This window comes from Bradyrhizobium iriomotense, from assembly GCF_030160715.1.
GTDB lineage: Bacteria > Pseudomonadota > Alphaproteobacteria > Rhizobiales > Xanthobacteraceae > Bradyrhizobium > Bradyrhizobium iriomotense.
In genome coordinates this window covers 48,017-65,635 of the sequence record NZ_BSOW01000017.1, presented here as the reverse complement: position 1 = coordinate 65,635, position 17,619 = coordinate 48,017, and the positions used below count along the sequence as shown (strand labels likewise).

Below are 17,619 nucleotides of genomic sequence, written 5' to 3'. Positions count from 1 at the left end.
GTCGAGAATTGATCGTCTGCCGAAGCTCAGTACTTCGCGACCACCGGGCCGCCGAAGGTGTAGTTCAGGCGAACGGTGCCCATATCGACGTCCTGTCTGATATTGTCGGTGCGGAAGACGGTGCCGGGAAGAACAGTGGTCGTCGCCAAGCCGATGGTGCGGCTGCCCATGAACAGATGATCGTATTCGATGGCAACCGACCAGCCGGGCGCGAAGCCAAATTCGAGCCCTGTTCCGACCGCGCCGCCCCAGCGGGTTTCGCTTGCCTGGTCAATCGTGAGTCCGGTTGGGTTGAAGATGCCGTTGTACTTGTCGTGGGTCAGCGCAGCGCCACCCTTCACGTACCAAAGAACGTTGTTCCAGGCGTAACCGACCTGACCTGTGAACAGTCCAATCGCGTCAATCTTGGTCTGGTTCGTCCAACCGCCAAGGGCGGCGAAGAACGGGCTCGCATTGGAGCCCTTCAGGTTCGCCCAATCGCCCTGGGCTTCCAAGCCAAACACCCAATTCGATGCTTGCCAGCGGTAACCAATCTGGCCGCCTGCCAGCCCACCGGTGGCGTTGTGGCAACCTTCGCTCACGGCGGGTGAGATCGGAAAAATGGTACCGCTGAGGATGAAGTCGAGGCCGTTGATATCCCAGCAATTGTGGCTCGACGCGCCACCGCCGTTCAGACCGATATAAAGACCAGCCCAGTTATAGATCGGCGCAGGCGCCACTGGCGCCTTGACGTAGGGGCGCGCCGCCAAATCCGCTGCCGAAGCCGAAACGGTCATCGAAATTGCGCCGATCGCGGCAAGCAGGATCTTCTTCAATTTAGTCTCCAGTCCCAAGTTGTGTTCGACCGAAACTACGACATGTGGCTGCGTCCGTCTGTCACCCCAAGGCCACAGGGTTGCGAGACTGGAACTGCTTAATGCGATGCGGAAATAGGTCTATCCCGCCACAAACAAAAAGGCCGGCGCGAAGGCCGGCCTTTCCGTCGAGAATTGATCGTCTGTCGAAGCTTAGTACTTCGCGATCACCGGGCCACCGAAGCGGTAGTTCACGCGTACCGTGGCCATGTCGACATCCTGCTTGATGGTGTCGATGCGGGAGGCTGCAAATGCGGTCGCAGGGAAGGTGACGTCCCGCTTGTCCATGAACAGGTGGTCGTACTCGATCGCCACCGACCAGTTCGGCGCAAAGCCGAACTCGATTCCGGTGCCGACCGCCGCGCCCCAGCGCGTTTCGCTGGCGCTGTCGAACTCGGTGTCGGTTCCGACGAAGGTGCCGCGGTACTTGTTGTGGGTGACGGCCGCGCCGCCCTTCACGTACCAGAGCACGCTGCTCCAAGCGTAACCGACCTGACCGGTGAACAGGCCGATCGCGTCGATCTTGGTGTTGTTCGCGCCGATGCCGCCCAACGCCAGGCTCGTGTTCGATCCCTTGAGATCAGCCCAGTCGCCCTGGGCTTCGAGGCCGAACACCCAGTTCGTGGCCTGCCAGCGATAGCCGACCTGGCCACCGACCATGCCGCCGGTCGCGTTGTGGCAGCCTTCAGCCACCGGACCGCCGGGGACGCCGCCGACATTGATCAGATCCCAGCAATTGTGGCTCGAGCCGCCACCTGCGTTGAGGCCGAGGTAGAAGCCGGTCCAGTCATAGACGGCAACTGCAGCAACGGGTGCCTTGGTGTAGGGGCGGGCCGCCAGGTCGGCAGCCATGGCCGGAGCGAACGCGCTGAGTGCGAACAAACTGGCCGAAGCCAACAAAACCTTCTTCATTTTCAAAATTAATCCCAGGTCACAGTTTCTGTTTTTGCCTTCCGTGCGCGGGAAGGACATCGGACGCGCCGTGGTCCAACTGATGTCGTGTCTACACCAGTGAAGCCGCAAGTTGTGTACCCGAGATGCCACACCACGCGGAAAACGTGTGAGTATGGCTGACCTATTCACGCCGGCTGTACCCGCGCAGCAAAAAGGCCGGCGCGAGGCCGGCCTTTTCGACAGGAAGAGCTTGGCGGAGATCAGTACTTCGCGATCAGCGGGCCGCCCCAGCGATAGTTCAGGCGGACGAGGCCCATGTCGACGTCCTGGCTGATTCGGTCGCTTCCAGCCGCGATGCCACCCGGCGTCGTGAAGCCGATCGTGCGGTGGCCGAGGAAGAGGTGGTTGTACTCGACGCCCACCGACCAGTTCGGCGCAAAGCCGAATTCGAGGCCGGCGCCGACCGTGCCGCCCCAACGGGTCTCGTTGGCCGAAGCCAGCAGCGCGCCTGTCGGAATGTCGAAGAAGTCATACTTGTCGCCGACAACCGCAGCGCCGCCCTTCACATAGAACAGCACGTTGTTCCAGGCATAACCGACCTGGCCGGTGATCAGGCCGAAGGCGTCGATGCGCGAACGGTTGCGGTCCGTCGGGAAGACGGCGCTGGTGTTGTCGCCACGGAAGTCGGCCCAGTTGCCTTGGCCCTCCGCACCAAACACCCACTGGCCCGACTGCCAGCGATAGCCGATCTGGCCACCGACCGTGCCCCCGGTCGCATTGTGGCAGCCTTCACCCACGAGACTGCCGGGAACGCCGGTGCTGTCCACGAAGTCCCAGCATTTGTGGGCCGAGCCGCCGCCGCCGTTGATGCCGATGTAGAAGCCGCTCCAGTCGTACACCGCGGCGATCGCCGGGGGCGGAGCCTTCACGTACGGACGTGCGGCGAGATCCGCCGCGCTCGCCGGAGCCGACAGGCTCAACGCAACTGCACCAATGGCTCCCACCAAAATCTTTTTCATTTCTGTCCCTCCGGCTTTGCCGCTTCTCTGGTCCCCGAAGCGGTCAATCAGGCGCGACGCCCAATGAATTGATGTCGCGGCGAACCTAGTCCGATTTGTCGGCAGAGTCCGTCTCCCAAAAGCAACAGTCGGCAGCGAACTGAATCGGTACTAAGGTAATGAATGTTAAGCATTATTTCCCATTCGCGGGAACCCGGAAAAGTTCCATGCGGTTCCGATGATTTCCTGGACATGCAACCTCATGTTGCGGGCGTACCCCGTCACCGCCGTGCAGGAACAAAGCTGGAACGCTGCGGAGCGCGGTGCTATATATGGGGATAACCTGCGGGACTGCGGGCTCGGCGACGTGCGCGAGCGTATAGGGTCCCTCAGCAAGCGGCAGCGAGCGGTTTTGGCGCGGCTCCGGCTTTTTCGAACAATTTCGCAGTTTGCGAGTGGAGAGCGGCGATGGCGGGAAGCGTCAACAAGGTCATTCTGGTCGGCAACCTCGGCAAGGATCCGGAGATTCGCCGCACCCAAGACGGGCGGCCGATCGCGAATTTGAGTGTCGCGACCTCGGAGACCTGGCGCGACAAGGCGACCGGTGAGCGCAAGGAAAAGACGGAGTGGCACCGCGTCGTGATCTTCAATGAAGGGCTCTGCAAGGTTGCCGAACAGTACCTGAAGAAGGGCGCCAAGATTTACGTCGAGGGTGCGCTCCAAACCCGCAAATGGACCGACCAGAGCGGTGTGGAGAAGTACTCCACCGAGGTGGTGCTTCAGGGCTTCAACTCAACCCTCACCATGCTCGATGGTCGTGGCGGCGGGGGAGGCGGCAGCTTCGGCGAGGAGCCGGGCGGCGACTTCGGCTCCAGCAGCCCCGTGAGCAGCGCGCCGCGCCGTGCCGTTGCCGCGGGCGGTGGCCGCAACAGCGACATGGACGACGACATCCCGTTCTGAGGACGTCGCGAGCCTTCGCGTAGAACGACAGCATTTCCGATCAACCGGCTGGTGAGGCTTGCCGCTTGCGGGCTCGGCTGATGTTGCGCCTCAAGGGATTGGACGCTTGGCGATGTGAATGCTATTAACTTCATGTTAATGCGATTTACATTGCTGCGCCGGATACGCCCGCGCAAGCACCGGGGAACGTCGGCCATGACCCTCGCGCCGCTGCTTAACGCTGCGCCAGCCATCCCGCTCCACGCCTTTGCGGCGATGGCCGCCTTCGTGCTCGGCGTCGTGCAGCTCGCCGCCCCCAAGGGCACGCTGCCGCACCGGACCATCGGCTGGATCTGGGTGGCGCTGATGGCCATCGTGGCCGCGTCGTCATTCTGGATCCACCAGATCCGGCTGGTCGGGCCGTTCGGTCCGATCCATCTCTTGTCGATCTTCACGCTCGTTATGCTGCCGCTCGCGGTGTGGCGGGCGCACACCCATCGCGTCGCCGATCACCGGCGCATAATGATCTTGATGTTCATCGGCGCGCTGGTGGTCGCGGGGCTGTTCACGCTGCTGCCGGGCCGGATCATGCATCACGTGATTTTCGGCTCGTGAGACAGGGTTCCTGCGTGCCCGTTCCAGCCTCCCCAAACGAAGCTTCGCAGAAGCCGTAAGTCGTTGGAAAAATAAGCGGAAAAAGCGCTTCCCGCAGGCCTTGCGAGGGTGGTTATCAGACCCTCGATGCGCTATATGATTCCCGGACAAGAACTCACCGGATTCCCCCTTGGCTGACGACGATAACGACACGCCCGGCGACAAGCCGGAGCATCCTTCGGACATTCGCCCGATCTCGATCCTCGACGAGATGAAGAAGTCCTACCTCGATTACGCCATGAGCGTGATCGTGGCGCGCGCGCTGCCCGATGCGCGCGACGGCTTGAAGCCGGTGCATCGCCGCATCCTGTTCTCGATGAACGAGCAGGGGCACACGCCGGACAAGAAGTACGTCAAGTCGGCGCGCGTGGTCGGCGACGTGATCGGTAAATATCATCCGCACGGCGACCAGTCGATCTACGACGCCATGGTCCGGATGGCGCAGGACTTCTCGATGCGCGTGCCGCTGATCGATGGCCAGGGCAATTTCGGCTCGGTCGATGGCGATCCCCCGGCCGCCTATCGTTACACCGAAGCGCGGCTGACGAAGGCGGCGCTGGCTCTACTGGCCGATATCGACAAGGACACCGTCGACTTCCAGCCGAACTACGACAACAACGAGACGGAGCCGTCGGTCCTTCCGGCCAAGTTCCCGAACCTCCTCGTCAATGGCGCGGGCGGCATCGCGGTCGGCATGGCGACCAATATCCCGCCGCACAATCTCGGCGAGGTGGTCGATGCCTGCGTCGCGTTGATCGACAACCCCGCGCTGACCATCGATGAACTCATGAACATCGTGCCGGGACCGGATTTTCCGACCGGCGGCGTCATTCTCGGACGCCAAGGCATTCGCGCCGGTTATCACCTCGGCCGCGGCTCGATCGTCATGCGCGGCAAGGTCACTGTCGAAACCATCCGCAAGGAGCGCGAGGCGCTCATCATCACCGAGATTCCCTATCAGGTGAACAAGGCGACCATGGTCGAGCGCATCGCCGAACTGGTCAAGGAAAAGAAGATCGAGGGCATCGGCGATCTGCGCGATGAATCGGACCGCGAAGGCTACCGCGTCGTCATCGAATTGAAACGCGACGCCGTGCCCGACGTGGTACTGAACCAGCTCTACAGATTCACGCCATTGCAGTCGAGCTTCGGCGTCAACATGGTGGCGCTCGACAGCGGCCGGCCGCAGACCATGAATCTGAAGGACCTGCTGGCCATCTTCGTCGACTTCCGTGAGCGGGTCGTCACGCGGCGCACCAAGTTCCTGCTCGCCAAGGCGCGCGATCGCGCGCATATCCTGGTCGGTCTGGCAATCGCGGTCGCCAATATCGACGAGATGATTCGCGTGATCCGCACCTCACCGGATCCGACCACCGCGCGTGACACGCTGATGTCGCGCGACTGGCCGGCGCGGGACGTCGAGGACATGCTTACGCTGATCGACGATCCGCGCCACCGCATCAGCGAGGACGGCACGATCCGGCTATCGATGGAGCAGGCCAGGGCCATTCTCGACCTGCGCTTGCAGCGTCTCACCGCGCTCGGCCGTGACGAGATTCGCGAAGAGCTCGACAAGCTCGCCGGCGAGATCGGCGATTATCTCGACATCCTGCGATCGCGGGCCCGCGTCCTGGACATTGTCAAGACCGAGCTCGCCGAGGTGAAGGCGGAGTTCGCTACCCCGCGCCGCACCGTGATCATGGAGCAGGAGGGCGAGGTCGAGGACGAGGACCTGATCCAGCGCGAGGACATGGTTGTCACCGTGTCGCATGCCGGCTACGTCAAGCGCGTGCCGCTGTCGGCCTATCGGGCACAGCGCCGCGGCGGCAAGGGCCGTGCCGGCATGCAGACCCGCGACGAGGATTTCGTCAGCCGCCTGTTCGTGGCCTCCACGCATACGCCGGTGCTGTTCTTCTCCTCGCGTGGCCAGGTCTACAAGGAAAAGGTCTGGCGGCTGCCGATGGCCGCGCCGAATGCGCGCGGCAAGGCGCTGATCAACATACTGCCGCTGGAGCAGGGCGAGCGCATCACCACCATCATGCCGCTGCCCGAGGATGAATCGACCTGGGGCCAGCTCGACGTGATGTTCGCCACCACCGGCGGCAATGTCCGGCGCAACAAGCTCTCCGACTTCGTCGACGTCCGCCGTTCCGGCATCATCGCGATGAAGCTCGACGACAATGAAGCGATCGTCGACGTGCAGATCTGCACCGAGCGCGACGACGTGCTGCTGACCGCCGCCGGCGGCCAGTGCATCCGCTTCCCCGTCACCGACGTGCGCGTGTTCACCGGGCGCACCTCGATGGGCGTGCGCGGCATCGCGCTCGCGGAGGCCGACAAGGTGATTTCGCTGGCGATCCTGCGCCATGTCGAGACGACCTCTGACGAACGTTCGGCTTACCTGAAGATGCGCCGCGCGGTCGCGGGCGAAGGTGCGGCTGATGAGGCTGCAGCGGACGCCGAGGCCGAGGAGACCTCCGGCAGCTTCCAGATTCCGCAGGAGCGCTATGTCGAGATGTCGGCGGCCGAGCAGGTGGTGCTGACCGTCTCCGTCAACGGCTATGGCAAGCGGACCTCGTCCTACGAGTACCGCACCACGGGCCGCGGCGGCAAAGGCATCGTTGCGATGAGCGTCAACAACCGCAACGGCAATCTGGTGGCGTCCTTCCCGGTGGAAGAGGCCGACCAGATCATGCTGGTGACCGACAAGGGGCAGCTGATCCGCTGCCCGGTCGAAGGCATCCGCATCGCCGGCCGCTCGACGCAGGGCGTGATCGTGTTCGACACCGCCGAGGACGAGCATGTGGTCTCGGTCGAGCACATCACGGAAGAGGCGGAGAACGGCAACGGTGCGAATGGCGAATAGCTAGAGCATGATCCGGAAAAGTGTGAAGCGGTTCTTCCGAAAATATCATGCGCAAACAATAACCTAAAGCGCGATGACGATTCATCCTAATCTCATCGCGCTTTAATAGTGGCGAATGGGGTGCGTCGCTCCATTCGCTATTCGCCACTCGCTAAATCTCCAGCTCCGTGCCGAACTCCACCACTTGCCCGGTCGGCACGCCAAAGAACGCGGCCGAGCGCTCGGCATTGCGTTGCAGGAACGCGAACAGCGACTCCCGCCAGACCCACATGCCGGGAATATCCTCGCTCGGGATGATCGTCTCGCGGCCGACGTAATAGGTGATGTCGGAGAGGTCGATGCCCGGCAGCTTGCCCTGCCGGCAGGCGAGCTTCAGCCCCTCATAGATGGTCGGGTTCTGCATGAAGCCGTAATGCAGGATCACGCGCGTGATCGCCGGGATGATCTCGATCACCTCGGCGCGCTCCTCGTCGGGGACGTGCGGCACCTCCTCGATCAGCACGGTGACGAGCAGCAGGCGTTCATGCAGGACGCGGTTGTGCTTGACGAATTGCGTCAGCGCCAGCGGCACGCCTTTCGGCGCCGAGGCCAGATAGACGGCGGTGCCGGGAAGCCTGGCGCGGCATTTGTTGACGGCGGTCTCGATCAGATCTTCCTCCGGCTGGCGAAGCTTCGCGCGGGCGCGCTCGACGAGCTTGACGCCGCCACGCCAGGTCAGCATCAGGAAGGCGACGAAGCCGGCGAGCAGCAGCGGAAACCAGCCGCCCTCGAACAGCTTGATCGAATTGGCCGAGAAGAAGATCACGTCGATCACGAAGAAGAAGCCATTCACCGCGACCACCAGCCACGGCGAATAGCCCCACTGGATCGCGACCAGCGCGGCGAGCAGCGTGGTGATCGCCATCAACAGCGACACTGCGATGCCGTAGGCGCCGGCGAGCGCATCCGACGTGCCGAAGGCGAGGACTGCCCCGAGGGTCGCGGCGGCGAGCAGCCAGTTCACCAGCGGCACATAGATCTGCCCGATCGCTTCGCTCTGGGTGTGGCGGATCTGCATGCGCGGCAGGAAGCCGAGCTGAATCGATTGCTGGGTCAGCGAGAACACGCCCGAGATGATCGCCTGTGAGGCGATCACGGTCGCGATCGCGGAGAAGGCGACCATCGGATAGTGCAGCCAGTCCGGGCAGAGCTGGAAGAAGGGATTGTCGATCTGGCTGGGATCGGTGATCAGGAGCGCCGCCTGGCCGAAATAGTTGAGCACCAGGGCCGGCAGGCAGATGGCGAACCAGGCGAGCCGGATCGGCAAGCGCCCGAAATGCCCCATGTCGGCATACATCGCCTCGCCGCCGGTCACCGCCAGGAAGGCAGCGCCGAGGATCGCAAAGGAGACGTGGAAATCCTGGTGGATCAGGAATTCGAAGGCATAGAGCGGGCTCAGCGCAGCAAGCACCGCCGGCGCCTTGACGATGCCGTGGATGCCGAGCGCGGCGAGCACGCCGAACCAGGCCAGCATGACGGGACCGAAGATCCGGCCGATGAAGCCGGTGCCCTGCTTCTGCATCATGAAAAGGCCGATCAGGATGGCGATCGTGATGGGGACTACCGCCGGCGCGAGCGACGGCGCATCCACTTTCAGGCCTTCGATGGCGCTCAGGACCGAAATCGCCGGCGTGATCGCGCCGTCGCCATAGAGCAGGGCGGCACCGACGAGGCCGACTACCAGGAGATGCGCGCGCCAGGTGCCCGGCTGGGCGTGACGAGCATGCAGCAATGCCAGTAGCGCCACGATGCCGCCTTCGCCGCGGTTGTCCGCGCGCAGGATCAGCAGCGCGTATTTCAGCGAGATGATCAGCAGCAGCGCCCACAGGATGAGGGACGCAACGCCGAGCACGGCCTCTGGGGTTACCGTCCCGCCATGGGCGGCTGCCTTGGCGGCTTCCTTAAGGGCGTAGAGGGGGCTGGTCCCGATATCGCCATAGACGACCCCGAGGGCGCCCATGGTCATGGCAATCGGCAGCGGATCGGGATGGTGGCCGGTAGCGACAGCAGGCGTACTGGACAATGGCAACCCCCTGATGGCGACGCGCCCGCCCGTCAATCCGGGGGCGCGGTCGTCAGCTCAGTCTGCGACGAGACGTCGCAAAATTCCATGGGGTTTGTATGACGTCGAGTGACGCCGGAATAGGCAGCCTAGCCTACGGGGTCCGGTCGGCGGTCACCAGGCGCGCCTCACGGACGTTCGCCTTGGTGCCGGCGCGTCGCAGGCAGGAGGCTTCGAAGTTCGGCCACGCCTGCTGCGAGCAATCCTTGCCGATGACGCGGATATCCAGCCGGTCACCCTTGGCCAGCGGCTGCGGCACGCTGGCTTCGACGGTCGGCGCAAAGCCGGGCAGGATGGTCAGAGCTGCCGCAACGCACGCAGCCAGAGTGATCGCTGAAAGAGCCTTGATCATAGACGGTCCCCTGTGATGCGGCCGCTGCGCCCATTTCGCTGCGGCCCGTCATTTCGTTGGGTGGATTACTAACCATGGCCAGTTTCCGGACATCTTCGCCGATGCGGAAAATGGTTTCGTTCGCCATCCGTTTTGTTTCGTCGCTGCCCTCAGGACGAAACAATTGAGGGGATTCCGACAAGGTTCTCGCGAAAAACGGGCAGGGAACCTGGCTGGCTTGCCGGCCAAGGCGTTGCGCGGTAGGAGGAGGTCATGCCGCGTATCGCCTTTTATCCGGGTTCCTTCGATCCCATCACCAACGGCCATCTGGACGTGGTCCGGCATGCCGTTCCCCTGTGCGACCGGCTGGTCGTGGCGCTTGGCGTTCACCCCGGCAAGAAGCCGCTGTTCTCGACCGAGGAGCGGCTGAAGATGCTCGACGACGTCTGCGGGCCGATCGCCGCCCAGGCCGGCTGCGCCTTCGAAGCCACGACCTTCGACGACCTGACCGTGAGCGCGGCGCGCAAGCATGGCGCGACCATCATGATCAGGGGTCTTCGCGACGGCACCGACCTCGACTACGAGATGCAGCTTGCCGGCATGAACGAGGCCATGGCGCCGGAGGTGCACACCGTCTTCCTGCCGGCCTCGCCGATGGTCCGCCCGATCACCGCCACACTGGTGCGCCAGATCGCCGCCATGGGCGGAGATGTCTCGGCGTTCGTGCCGCCGCTCGTCGCAAGCCAGCTCAAGGCAAAATTCGCCGGCTAACGGCGCGCGTCTCATCTCATCTGATCCGGAGTTTTCATGATCCGTCGTCTCGCAATCCTTGCCACGATTTTTGCCGCGCTGATCGGCATCGCCCCTGCGGTCGCTCAGACCCTGCCGGCGGGCCTCGACAAGGCCAACGCGCTCGTCATCGACACCACCAAGGGCCGCATCGTCATCAAGCTGCGTACCGATCTGGCGCCCCAGCATGCCGAGCGGCTGAAGCAGCTTGCGCGCGAGGGCTTCTATAACAACGTGCCGTTTCACCGCGTGATGGACGGCTTCATGGCGCAGACCGGCGACGGCCAGAACGGCAACGGCACCGGCGGCTCGAAATATCCGAACCTGAAGCAGGAATTCTCCAAGGTGCATTTCGCCCGCGGCATCGTCGGCATGGCCCGCCGCGGCGACAGCGTCGACAGCGCCAATTCGCAGTTCTTCATCATGTTCGCGGACGGCGGCAGCCTCGACAACAACTACACCGTGATCGGCGAGGTCGTGCAGGGCATGGACGTCGTCGACAAGCTGAAGAAGGCGCCCCCCGGCTCGGGCAGCGGCACCGTCACCGATCCCGACAAGATGGTGAAGGTGCAGGTCGCCTCCGACATCAAATAGGAGAGGCGATGACGCGCCGCGGCGAAAAGCTCCTCGTAGCTGCCGCGGTGCTCCTGCTCGGCATCACCGGTGTGCCGCTCGGCATCACCGGTGCGCCGGCACAGGTCGAGGAGGTCAACACCATTCAAGACCTCTTCGCGCGGCTGCGGACGTGCTGGAAGCCGCCACCACCCGGCAAAGCTCGCCCCATCGACATCACCGTCGTCGTGAGCTTTAACCGCGCCGGAGAGATTTTGGGCCATCCGCGGATTACCTACGAGTCCAAGGACGCGACCGACAATGACCGGCTGCAGTACCGGGTCGCGGTGATGGAGGCATTGCAACGCTGTACGCCGATGCCATTTACCGATGCGATGGCCGGCGCCGCTGCGGGGCGTCCATTCGCGGTCCAGTTCCACGGCCGGAAGACTTCACCCCCAACCCAAGAGAGAAAAGCATGAGCGTCACCGAAAATACCTTGATCCTCGAAACCACGCAGGGCCCCGTCACCATCGAGATGCGGCCCGACCTCGCGCCGGGCCACGTCGCCCGCATCAAGGAGCTGGTCCGCGAGGGCTTTTACGACGGCATCGTGTTCCATCGCGTGATCGACGGCTTCATGGCGCAGACCGGCTGCCCGCACGGCACCGGCACCGGCGGCTCCGGCAAGAAGCTGAAGGCCGAGTTCAACAAGGAGCCGCATGTGCGCGGCACCGCCTCGATGGCCCGCGCCGCCAGCCCCGATTCCGGCGACAGCCAGTTCTTCATCTGCTTCGACGACGCCCGCTTCCTCGACAACCAGTATACCGTGTGGGGCAAGGTCACCGCGGGCATGGAGAATGTCGACAAGATCAAGCGCGGCGAGCCCGTGATGAATCCCGACAAGATCGTCAAGGCGCGCATGGCGGCGGACAAGGAGTAAGTGCCTCTCCTCATGGTGAGGAGGCGCGTAGCGCCGTCTCGAACCATGAAGGCCGAGCTGTAGCAGCGGGGGCCTTCATCCTTCGAGACGCGCGTTCCGCGCTCCTCAGGATGAGGGGCTGGCTGTACGTCGCTGAGCTTAATGCGCACCGATCTCTTCAACTTCGATCTTCCGCCCGAGCGCATCGCGTTGCGCCCGGCGCATCCGCGCGACTCCGCGAAGATGCTGGTCGTCGAGGGCGGCTCGCTGCGCGACCAAATCGTCTCCGACCTGCCGCAATGGCTGAAGCCGGGCGACCAGCTCGTCGTCAACGACACCAAGGTGATCGCGGCGCAGCTGAGGGGGCGCCGCATCGGCCGGGAGACCGAGCCGAAGATCGAGGCGACGCTGATCAAGCGGCTCGATGCCTCGCGCTGGCGGGCGCTGGTGAAGCCGGCGAAGAAGCTGGTCGCGGGGGATCGCATCCGCTTCGGCAATGAAGGCAAGGTCTGCCTGCTCGGCCATCTCGATGCCGAGGTCGAGGCCAAGGGCGCGGAAGGCGAGGTGACGCTGGCCTTCTCATTCCACGGGCCGACGCTGGACCAGGCGATCGCTGATCTCGGCAGCCCGCCGCTGCCGCCCTACATCGCCTCAAAACGTACGCCGGACGAGCAGGACCTGGCCGACTACCAGACCATGTTCGCAGCCAACGAGGGCGCCGTCGCCGCGCCGACAGCCGGCCTGCATTTCACGCCGGCGCTGGAGCAGGCGCTACGCGCGCGCGGCGTCGGCATCGTCAGCGTCACGCTGCACGTCGGTGCCGGAACGTTTCTGCCGGTGAAGGTGGACGACACCGAAGGCCACAAGATGCACGCCGAATGGGGGACGATCTCGACCGAGACGGCGGCAACACTGAACGCGGCGCGCCGCAACGGCGGCCGCATCATCGCTGTTGGTACCACCTCGCTGCGGCTCCTGGAAAGCGCCGCTGACGAGGACGGCACCATCCAGCCGTTCGCAGCCGACACCGCGATCTTCATCACGCCCGGCTATCGCTTCCGCGCGGTCGATATCTTGCTGACCAATTTCCATCTGCCCCGCTCGACGCTGTTCATGCTGGTGTCGGCGTTCTCGGGGCTGGAGACGATGAAGGCCGCCTACGCGCACGCGATCGCGCAGGGTTATCGGTTCTATTCGTATGGCGATGCGTGCCTGCTGTTTCGGGCGAGCCGGTGAAGCTCTCGTGTCCCGGACGCGGTGCAGCGCGTAAGCGATGCACCGCTGAGCCGGGGCCTAGCTGGGTCCCGGCTCAGCAGCGCATCACTTTGTGCTGCGCTGCGTCCGGTGCACGAGGGTAATCGACAACTTAAGCCATCACACGCTGCGGCAAGAGCTCCGCGATCTGCACGGCGTTGAGCGCGGCGCCCTTCAGGAGCTGATCCGCCGCCACGAACATCGAGATCGAATGCCCTGAGGGATCGCTGAGGTCCTTGCGGATTCGGCCGACGAGGACGTCGTCCTGGCCCGAGGCGTCGATCGGCATCGGGAAGTAGTTCTTGGCGCGGTCGTCGACGACCTTCACGCCGGGCGCCTGGGCCATGATTGCGCGGACCTGGTCCTCGGTGATCGGCTTCTCGCATTCGAAGGTGATGGCCTCGCAATGGGCGCGCAGCACCGGCACGCGCACGCAGGTGACGCCGACGGCGATCTTCTCGTCCTCGAAGATCTTGCGGGTCTCCTTGATGACCTTGGTCTCCTCGTCGTTGTAGCCGGTCTCGGGATCGACAGTGGTGTTGTGGTTGAACAGGTTGAAGGCGTAGGGGTGCGGCATCACCTTCGGCGTAAAGACCTGCCCGTTGAGATTGGCGCGAGTGGATTCGACGAGCTCCTCCATCGCGGCAGCACCGGCGCCGCTGGCGGCCTGATAGGTCGAGATGATCACGCGCTTGATGCGGTTCTTCTGGTGGATCGGCCACAACGGCACCAACGCGGTGATCGCCGCGCAGTTCGGGTTGGCGATGATGCCCTTGTGATCCCTGATGCGGTTTGCGTTGATCTCGGGGATCACCAGCGGAACGTTCGGATCCATGCGGAAGGCGGAGGAGTTGTCGACGACGACGGCGCCGGCCTTCACCGCGATCGGCGCGTACTTCTTCGAGATGCCGCCGCCGGCGGAGAACAGCGCGATGTCGACGCCATCGAAGGAGTGCTCGCCCAGCTCCTCGATGACGACCGGCTGGCCGCGGAACGACACCGTCTTGCCGGCGGAGCGGGCGCTGGCCAGCGCCTTCAGCTTGCCGACGCGGAAGCCACGCTTGTCCATGGTGGCGATGAATTCGGCGCCCACCGCACCGGTGACGCCGACAATCGCGACGACGGGATCGTTACTCACATTCTCCTCCATTGAGCTATAGACAACAAAAAAGCCCCGGACCACGAGGGCGGGGCTTCGGTTGAGCTGATGCGTAAAGTCGACGACTACGCGCGCACGCCTCCCCGGGCCCCGAAGGCCGTGGTGGTTTTCGTCGTGCGTTTCGTCGCGGTCATCATGGCGGCGACTTATGCGGGAGAGTTTGGCCGCCGTCAACGGCTTTTCGGCCCGGTTCGGGCTGTAACGGAGCAGGCGCCTCGTTTTACCGCCGGCTCGCGGCGCCGGGCGGCTCGAGGATGACCTCCTTGAGGTCGTTACCGCTCATGACGACGATTGCGAAGTTCAGCCGGCCGCGTTCGCGGATCAGGCCGCCGCTGATCGCCTTGCCCGAGGCAGCGTGCTCCGCCACGCGCACGGCGTCGGCCAGCCGGTGCTGGATCGCCTTGAGGGTGGCGAGGTTGCTGCGGTCATCGGCATCGAACTCGTCGAGCGGTGAGGCGGCGGCGCCGCCAACGATCTTGCCGGTCGTGGCGTCGATCGCGTGTTGCCAGACGCGGTCATTGTGCAGGGTCTTCACCCGGTAGACCGGCGAGGCAGCGGCGCCGTCGAAACTGACGTCGGCGGTCGTCGAGCCCGCATGCTGTGCTTCGGCGATCGCCATCGCCTGCCTCAGCGAAATCGCGGAGCCGCGGAACAGGGCGAGTTCGCGGTCGACCGCCCGCTGGTCCAGGGCCGCGCTGTCGTCGGCCTCGCTCCGGAGCGAGGCTGGCGCGTCGGTCGACGCCGCGATCGCATAGACCGGGGCAGGGAGCAGGACCGCCCACAGGGCGATCGCGAGCAGCTGTCTCCAGTATTTCGGCGTACGCATTTTCAAGTTCTCCATCCCGAAGCCTGACTCTGCCGGCGGATGGTCCGGACTGTCTTGAACAAGAATTGCGCGGCCGACCGGGGGCAACTGGCCGGCCGCGGAGCGTTGCAACAGCGTAGGATGTTACAGCGATCAAAGTCTTAAGAACGGTGCGGTCCTGCCAGGGGCTAGGAAGGCATCAGCCCGTACCTTGCTTATAAACTAAACCATACCGTATCGTTTTATTATGAGCAAGGCGCAATTGGCCGCGCGGCGGGAAAACGTGCCGATGTCACGAACTTGTCAGCGGGGCGGGCGCCGCGGAACCGCGCCCTTGCGCGCGGTCTGGACGCGGCCCGGAGGCCCGAGCGCGCCTGCCAAAAACAGCCGGATCGCCGAGCGCATGCGCCTTTCGGCCGATTTCATCTCCAGCGGTGTGCCGAATGTCGCCATCCGGTGGGTATGGCCGACGACGACGTCGAGAAAGACCTCGGCCGCGATACCGGTATCCTCGAGGTCCATGGCGCCCTGCGCGACCAGATGATCGAAGAACCGCGCCGTCGTGGAGACGGCCTTCATCCAGCCTTCCTCCTTGCCGAGCTTGGCGATGTCGGGGAAGTTGATGGCCTGTGACGTCATCATGCGGCTGAAGGCGACGGCGTCGGGACCGCAGGTGAACATCAGCATCTCGCGGCCGACCTCGCCCAGGCGCTGCTCGACCGAAATGTCCGAGGGACGCGTGAGCTGCACCTCGGCGGCCTCGGCAAGCGGCGCGAGCCAGCGCGCGATCTCGCGCCTCAAGACCTCGGCAAACAATCCGCGCTTGTCGCCGTAGCGCGCATAGACGGTCGGCTTGCTGACTCGGGCTGCCTCCGCCACGGCGTCGAGCGAGGTTGCGTCATAGCCGCGATCGAGGAACAGGCGCGTGGCGACCTCGATCAGTCGCTGGTCGCGCTCGATGGCGGCGCTCTTGGTCGGCCGGCCGCCGCGCGATTTCGGGACCTCCCGTTTCGCCGTTCTCGTCTTGGTCGCAGTCAATCCCATGCCCCATGATTCCTGCGTGGTCGTGATCGCCGTCATCGCTCTATAACGCGCGGCAAGGGGGGCGTCATCGCGAATCTGGCCGAATCGGCCGCATCATCAACCATCTCGGCAAGGCGCCGTTCCGCCGGGGCTCGCGCGATCCTAGGGAAGCGTCGAGCTCCAGGCGCGGCCGGCAGCCGCCTTCTCGTACCCATGCTGGTAGAGCGCGCGCATATAGGCGGTGTCGAACCCTTCCGAGGGCGATGCGGGATAATCGCGCTCGATGTAGGAGAGGTGGAAGCCCAGCCGGTTGCGGTTGGCGAAATCGTAGGTCGAGAAGATGATCGAGCGCGTCTGCGACTGGGTGATTGATGACAGGCTGCGCGAGGCGACATCGATCGTGCTGTTGGACACGAGCTCGAAGGTGCGCTCGATCTTTTTATTGACGAGGATGTAGATGTCCATCTTTGCGTTGCCGGGCAGGCGTCCCTGGAAGAACAGGGCCTCCGGCAGCGTTAGCACCGGGGCCGTCACGCCACCGTCGACATGCATCTCCTGAAACCTGTGGCCCTGGCCCTCGGCCTCGATCATGATAGGTGGAAAGACCAGGGGAATGCTGGCGGAGGCTGCCATCACGTCGCGAAACAGGTGCAGCGCCTCGGGTGTGCCGACTGCAGCGATCTTGCCCATGTCCCAGATGGCGGTGCGTTGGGTGTCCAGATCGGTCGTCACGACCAGCAGCTTTCGGCCCTTGGCATTTTCACGTGCGACCTGAGCGAGGATCTCCGGCCCGACGTAGCGCGCCACCAACTCCCGGAGCCGCTTATTGCCGAACAGGCCGGATCCGAACAGCACGCGCATGATGCTTGGATCGTTGAGCAGGCTTTCCGCGATGCCGCTGGTGTAAACCTCTCGCAGCGTTTCGTCGTACTGCGGGCCGAGGAACGCAAAGGGTGCAATGAGCCCGCCGGTGCTGACGCCCGAAACGACCGAGAAGGTCGGACGGGTGCCGGCCGCGCTCCAGCCGTTCAGAACGCCGACGCCATAGGCGCCGTCGGCACCGCCGCCGGAGAGCGCGAGATAGGTTCGGCTCGCGGCTTTATACTCTTTTTCGAAGCTGAACTTCGTAATGGGCTCGTCGGCATAGCGCCGCAAGCCGTCGATATCGAGCACGCGCGAGGCGCTGGCCTCGGCTGCGGTGTAGGGCGTTCGCGGTAGGGAGGTGCACGCGGGCAGCGCAAGGCAACACGCCAGCGCTGCCGATGCGAACAGGCGAGCGGCAGTCCGTTTGATCCAACCACCGGAGGGGATGGAGCCGTCAGTCGAGCAGGAAGGAAAAAGCATGGATTGGCGGCTGGAGATCACGCATGTGCTACCGCCGTCAGCATCGCCGCGGCGTCTCGTCCAGCCCCCAGGATAAAACTATACTGTATCGTTTTATTTAACAAGCCGCCGTGTTCCGCAAGTCTGCGAAAATT

General features: G+C 64.1%; 17 protein-coding genes. 8 read left to right on the top strand and 9 right to left on the bottom strand.

The window, feature by feature from the left end:
• Positions 1-26 precede the first annotated feature (26 nt).
• The 3 genes from QQL28_RS23985 to QQL28_RS23975 all read right to left on the bottom strand — a co-directional run bounded on the left by QQL28_RS23985 (position 27) and on the right by QQL28_RS23975 (position 2,767).
• The gene (locus QQL28_RS23985) at positions 27-815 is read right to left on the bottom strand and encodes an outer membrane protein (RefSeq protein ID WP_284269241.1); all 789 of its coding nucleotides are present in this window, start codon (positions 813-815) and stop codon (positions 27-29) included.
• A 192-nt stretch (positions 816-1,007) separates the two neighbouring features.
• Complete coding sequence (locus tag QQL28_RS23980; protein ID WP_284269240.1) at positions 1,008-1,766, bottom strand: outer membrane protein; 759 nt, start codon at positions 1,764-1,766, stop codon at positions 1,008-1,010.
• Positions 1,767-2,008: 242 nt separating this feature from the next.
• Positions 2,009-2,767, bottom strand: a complete 759-nt coding sequence (locus QQL28_RS23975; protein ID WP_284269239.1) for an outer membrane protein — start codon at positions 2,765-2,767, stop codon at positions 2,009-2,011.
• Positions 2,768-3,214: 447 nt separating this feature from the next.
• Here QQL28_RS23975 and QQL28_RS23970 point away from each other — a divergent pair, with 447 nt between their 5' ends.
• The 3 genes from QQL28_RS23970 to gyrA all read left to right on the top strand — a co-directional run bounded on the left by QQL28_RS23970 (position 3,215) and on the right by gyrA (position 7,205).
• On the top strand, positions 3,215-3,706 hold the full coding sequence (locus QQL28_RS23970) for a single-stranded DNA-binding protein (RefSeq protein ID WP_284269238.1): 492 nt from the start codon (positions 3,215-3,217) through the stop codon (positions 3,704-3,706).
• Between the two features lie 195 nt (positions 3,707-3,901).
• A complete protein-coding gene (locus QQL28_RS23965; protein WP_284269237.1) occupies positions 3,902-4,300 on the top strand; it encodes a DUF2306 domain-containing protein in 399 nt (132 codons plus the stop codon).
• Between the two features lie 169 nt (positions 4,301-4,469).
• Entirely contained in the window at positions 4,470-7,205 is a 2,736-nt protein-coding gene (gene gyrA / locus QQL28_RS23960) for a DNA gyrase subunit A (protein ID WP_284269236.1), read from the top strand.
• A 151-nt stretch (positions 7,206-7,356) separates the two neighbouring features.
• Here the strand turns inward: gyrA and QQL28_RS23955 are convergent, their stop codons facing one another.
• A complete protein-coding gene (locus QQL28_RS23955) occupies positions 7,357-9,210 on the bottom strand; it encodes a potassium transporter Kup (RefSeq protein WP_284269429.1) in 1,854 nt (617 codons plus the stop codon).
• Positions 9,211-9,400: 190 nt separating this feature from the next.
• Positions 9,401-9,658 (bottom strand): hypothetical protein, encoded by a 258-nt coding sequence (locus QQL28_RS23950; protein WP_284269235.1) that lies wholly within the window; start codon positions 9,656-9,658, stop codon positions 9,401-9,403.
• Between the two features lie 252 nt (positions 9,659-9,910).
• On the opposite strand from QQL28_RS23950, the gene coaD reads away from it, so the two are divergent.
• The 5 genes from coaD to queA all read left to right on the top strand — a co-directional run bounded on the left by coaD (position 9,911) and on the right by queA (position 13,136).
• Positions 9,911-10,408, top strand: coding sequence for a pantetheine-phosphate adenylyltransferase (coaD, locus tag QQL28_RS23945; RefSeq protein ID WP_284269234.1), 498 nt, complete (start codon positions 9,911-9,913; stop codon positions 10,406-10,408).
• Positions 10,409-10,444: 36 nt separating this feature from the next.
• On the top strand, positions 10,445-11,020 hold the full coding sequence (locus tag QQL28_RS23940; RefSeq protein ID WP_284269233.1) for a peptidylprolyl isomerase: 576 nt from the start codon (positions 10,445-10,447) through the stop codon (positions 11,018-11,020).
• Between the two features lie 8 nt (positions 11,021-11,028).
• Complete coding sequence (locus tag QQL28_RS23935) at positions 11,029-11,460, top strand: hypothetical protein (RefSeq protein WP_284269231.1); 432 nt, start codon at positions 11,029-11,031, stop codon at positions 11,458-11,460.
• Positions 11,457-11,921, top strand: a complete 465-nt coding sequence (locus tag QQL28_RS23930; RefSeq protein ID WP_284269229.1) for a peptidylprolyl isomerase — start codon at positions 11,457-11,459, stop codon at positions 11,919-11,921. Before QQL28_RS23935 ends, QQL28_RS23930 begins: the two co-directional genes overlap by 4 nt.
• A 141-nt stretch (positions 11,922-12,062) precedes the next feature.
• The gene (queA, locus tag QQL28_RS23925; RefSeq protein WP_284269227.1) at positions 12,063-13,136 is read left to right on the top strand and encodes a tRNA preQ1(34) S-adenosylmethionine ribosyltransferase-isomerase QueA; all 1,074 of its coding nucleotides are present in this window, start codon (positions 12,063-12,065) and stop codon (positions 13,134-13,136) included.
• A gap of 130 nt (positions 13,137-13,266) precedes the next feature.
• Here the strand turns inward: queA and QQL28_RS23920 are convergent, their stop codons facing one another.
• From QQL28_RS23920 to QQL28_RS23905, 4 genes are all read right to left on the bottom strand, one after another.
• Positions 13,267-14,304, bottom strand: coding sequence for an aspartate-semialdehyde dehydrogenase (locus QQL28_RS23920; protein ID WP_284269225.1), 1,038 nt, complete (start codon positions 14,302-14,304; stop codon positions 13,267-13,269).
• Positions 14,305-14,533: 229 nt separating this feature from the next.
• Positions 14,534-15,139, bottom strand: coding sequence for a PepSY domain-containing protein (locus QQL28_RS23915; protein WP_284269222.1), 606 nt, complete (start codon positions 15,137-15,139; stop codon positions 14,534-14,536).
• A gap of 282 nt (positions 15,140-15,421) precedes the next feature.
• Positions 15,422-16,162, bottom strand: coding sequence for a TetR/AcrR family transcriptional regulator (locus QQL28_RS23910; protein ID WP_284269428.1), 741 nt, complete (start codon positions 16,160-16,162; stop codon positions 15,422-15,424).
• Between the two features lie 141 nt (positions 16,163-16,303).
• Positions 16,304-17,485: a patatin-like phospholipase family protein gene (locus tag QQL28_RS23905; protein WP_284269221.1), complete on the bottom strand. Its 1,182-nt coding sequence runs from the start codon at positions 17,483-17,485 to the stop codon at positions 16,304-16,306.
• Positions 17,486-17,619: the final 134 nt, after the last annotated feature.

What these genes read in the sequence shown, in the direction of transcription:
- QQL28_RS23970 (WP_284269238.1), top strand. Translation starts at nt 3,215, where the DNA reads ATGGCGGGAAGCGTCAACAAGGTCATTCTGGTCGGCAACCTCGGCAAG.
- QQL28_RS23980 (WP_284269240.1), bottom strand. Translation starts at nt 1,766, where the DNA reads ATGAAGAAGGTTTTGTTGGCTTCGGCCAGTTTGTTCGCACTCAGCGCG.
- QQL28_RS23910 (WP_284269428.1), bottom strand. Translation starts at nt 16,162, where the DNA reads ATGGGATTGACTGCGACCAAGACGAGAACGGCGAAACGGGAGGTCCCG.
- coaD (WP_284269234.1), top strand. Translation starts at nt 9,911, where the DNA reads ATGCCGCGTATCGCCTTTTATCCGGGTTCCTTCGATCCCATCACCAAC.
- QQL28_RS23950 (WP_284269235.1), bottom strand. Translation starts at nt 9,658, where the DNA reads ATGATCAAGGCTCTTTCAGCGATCACTCTGGCTGCGTGCGTTGCGGCA.
- QQL28_RS23915 (WP_284269222.1), bottom strand. Translation starts at nt 15,139, where the DNA reads ATGCGTACGCCGAAATACTGGAGACAGCTGCTCGCGATCGCCCTGTGG.
- queA (WP_284269227.1), top strand. Translation starts at nt 12,063, where the DNA reads ATGCGCACCGATCTCTTCAACTTCGATCTTCCGCCCGAGCGCATCGCG.
- QQL28_RS23905 (WP_284269221.1), bottom strand. Translation starts at nt 17,485, where the DNA reads ATGCTTTTTCCTTCCTGCTCGACTGACGGCTCCATCCCCTCCGGTGGT.
- QQL28_RS23955 (WP_284269429.1), bottom strand. Translation starts at nt 9,210, where the DNA reads ATGACCATGGGCGCCCTCGGGGTCGTCTATGGCGATATCGGGACCAGC.
- QQL28_RS23975 (WP_284269239.1), bottom strand. Translation starts at nt 2,767, where the DNA reads ATGAAAAAGATTTTGGTGGGAGCCATTGGTGCAGTTGCGTTGAGCCTG.
- QQL28_RS23965 (WP_284269237.1), top strand. Translation starts at nt 3,902, where the DNA reads ATGACCCTCGCGCCGCTGCTTAACGCTGCGCCAGCCATCCCGCTCCAC.
- QQL28_RS23935 (WP_284269231.1), top strand. Translation starts at nt 11,029, where the DNA reads ATGACGCGCCGCGGCGAAAAGCTCCTCGTAGCTGCCGCGGTGCTCCTG.
- QQL28_RS23920 (WP_284269225.1), bottom strand. Translation starts at nt 14,304, where the DNA reads ATGGAGGAGAATGTGAGTAACGATCCCGTCGTCGCGATTGTCGGCGTC.
- QQL28_RS23940 (WP_284269233.1), top strand. Translation starts at nt 10,445, where the DNA reads ATGATCCGTCGTCTCGCAATCCTTGCCACGATTTTTGCCGCGCTGATC.
- QQL28_RS23930 (WP_284269229.1), top strand. Translation starts at nt 11,457, where the DNA reads ATGAGCGTCACCGAAAATACCTTGATCCTCGAAACCACGCAGGGCCCC.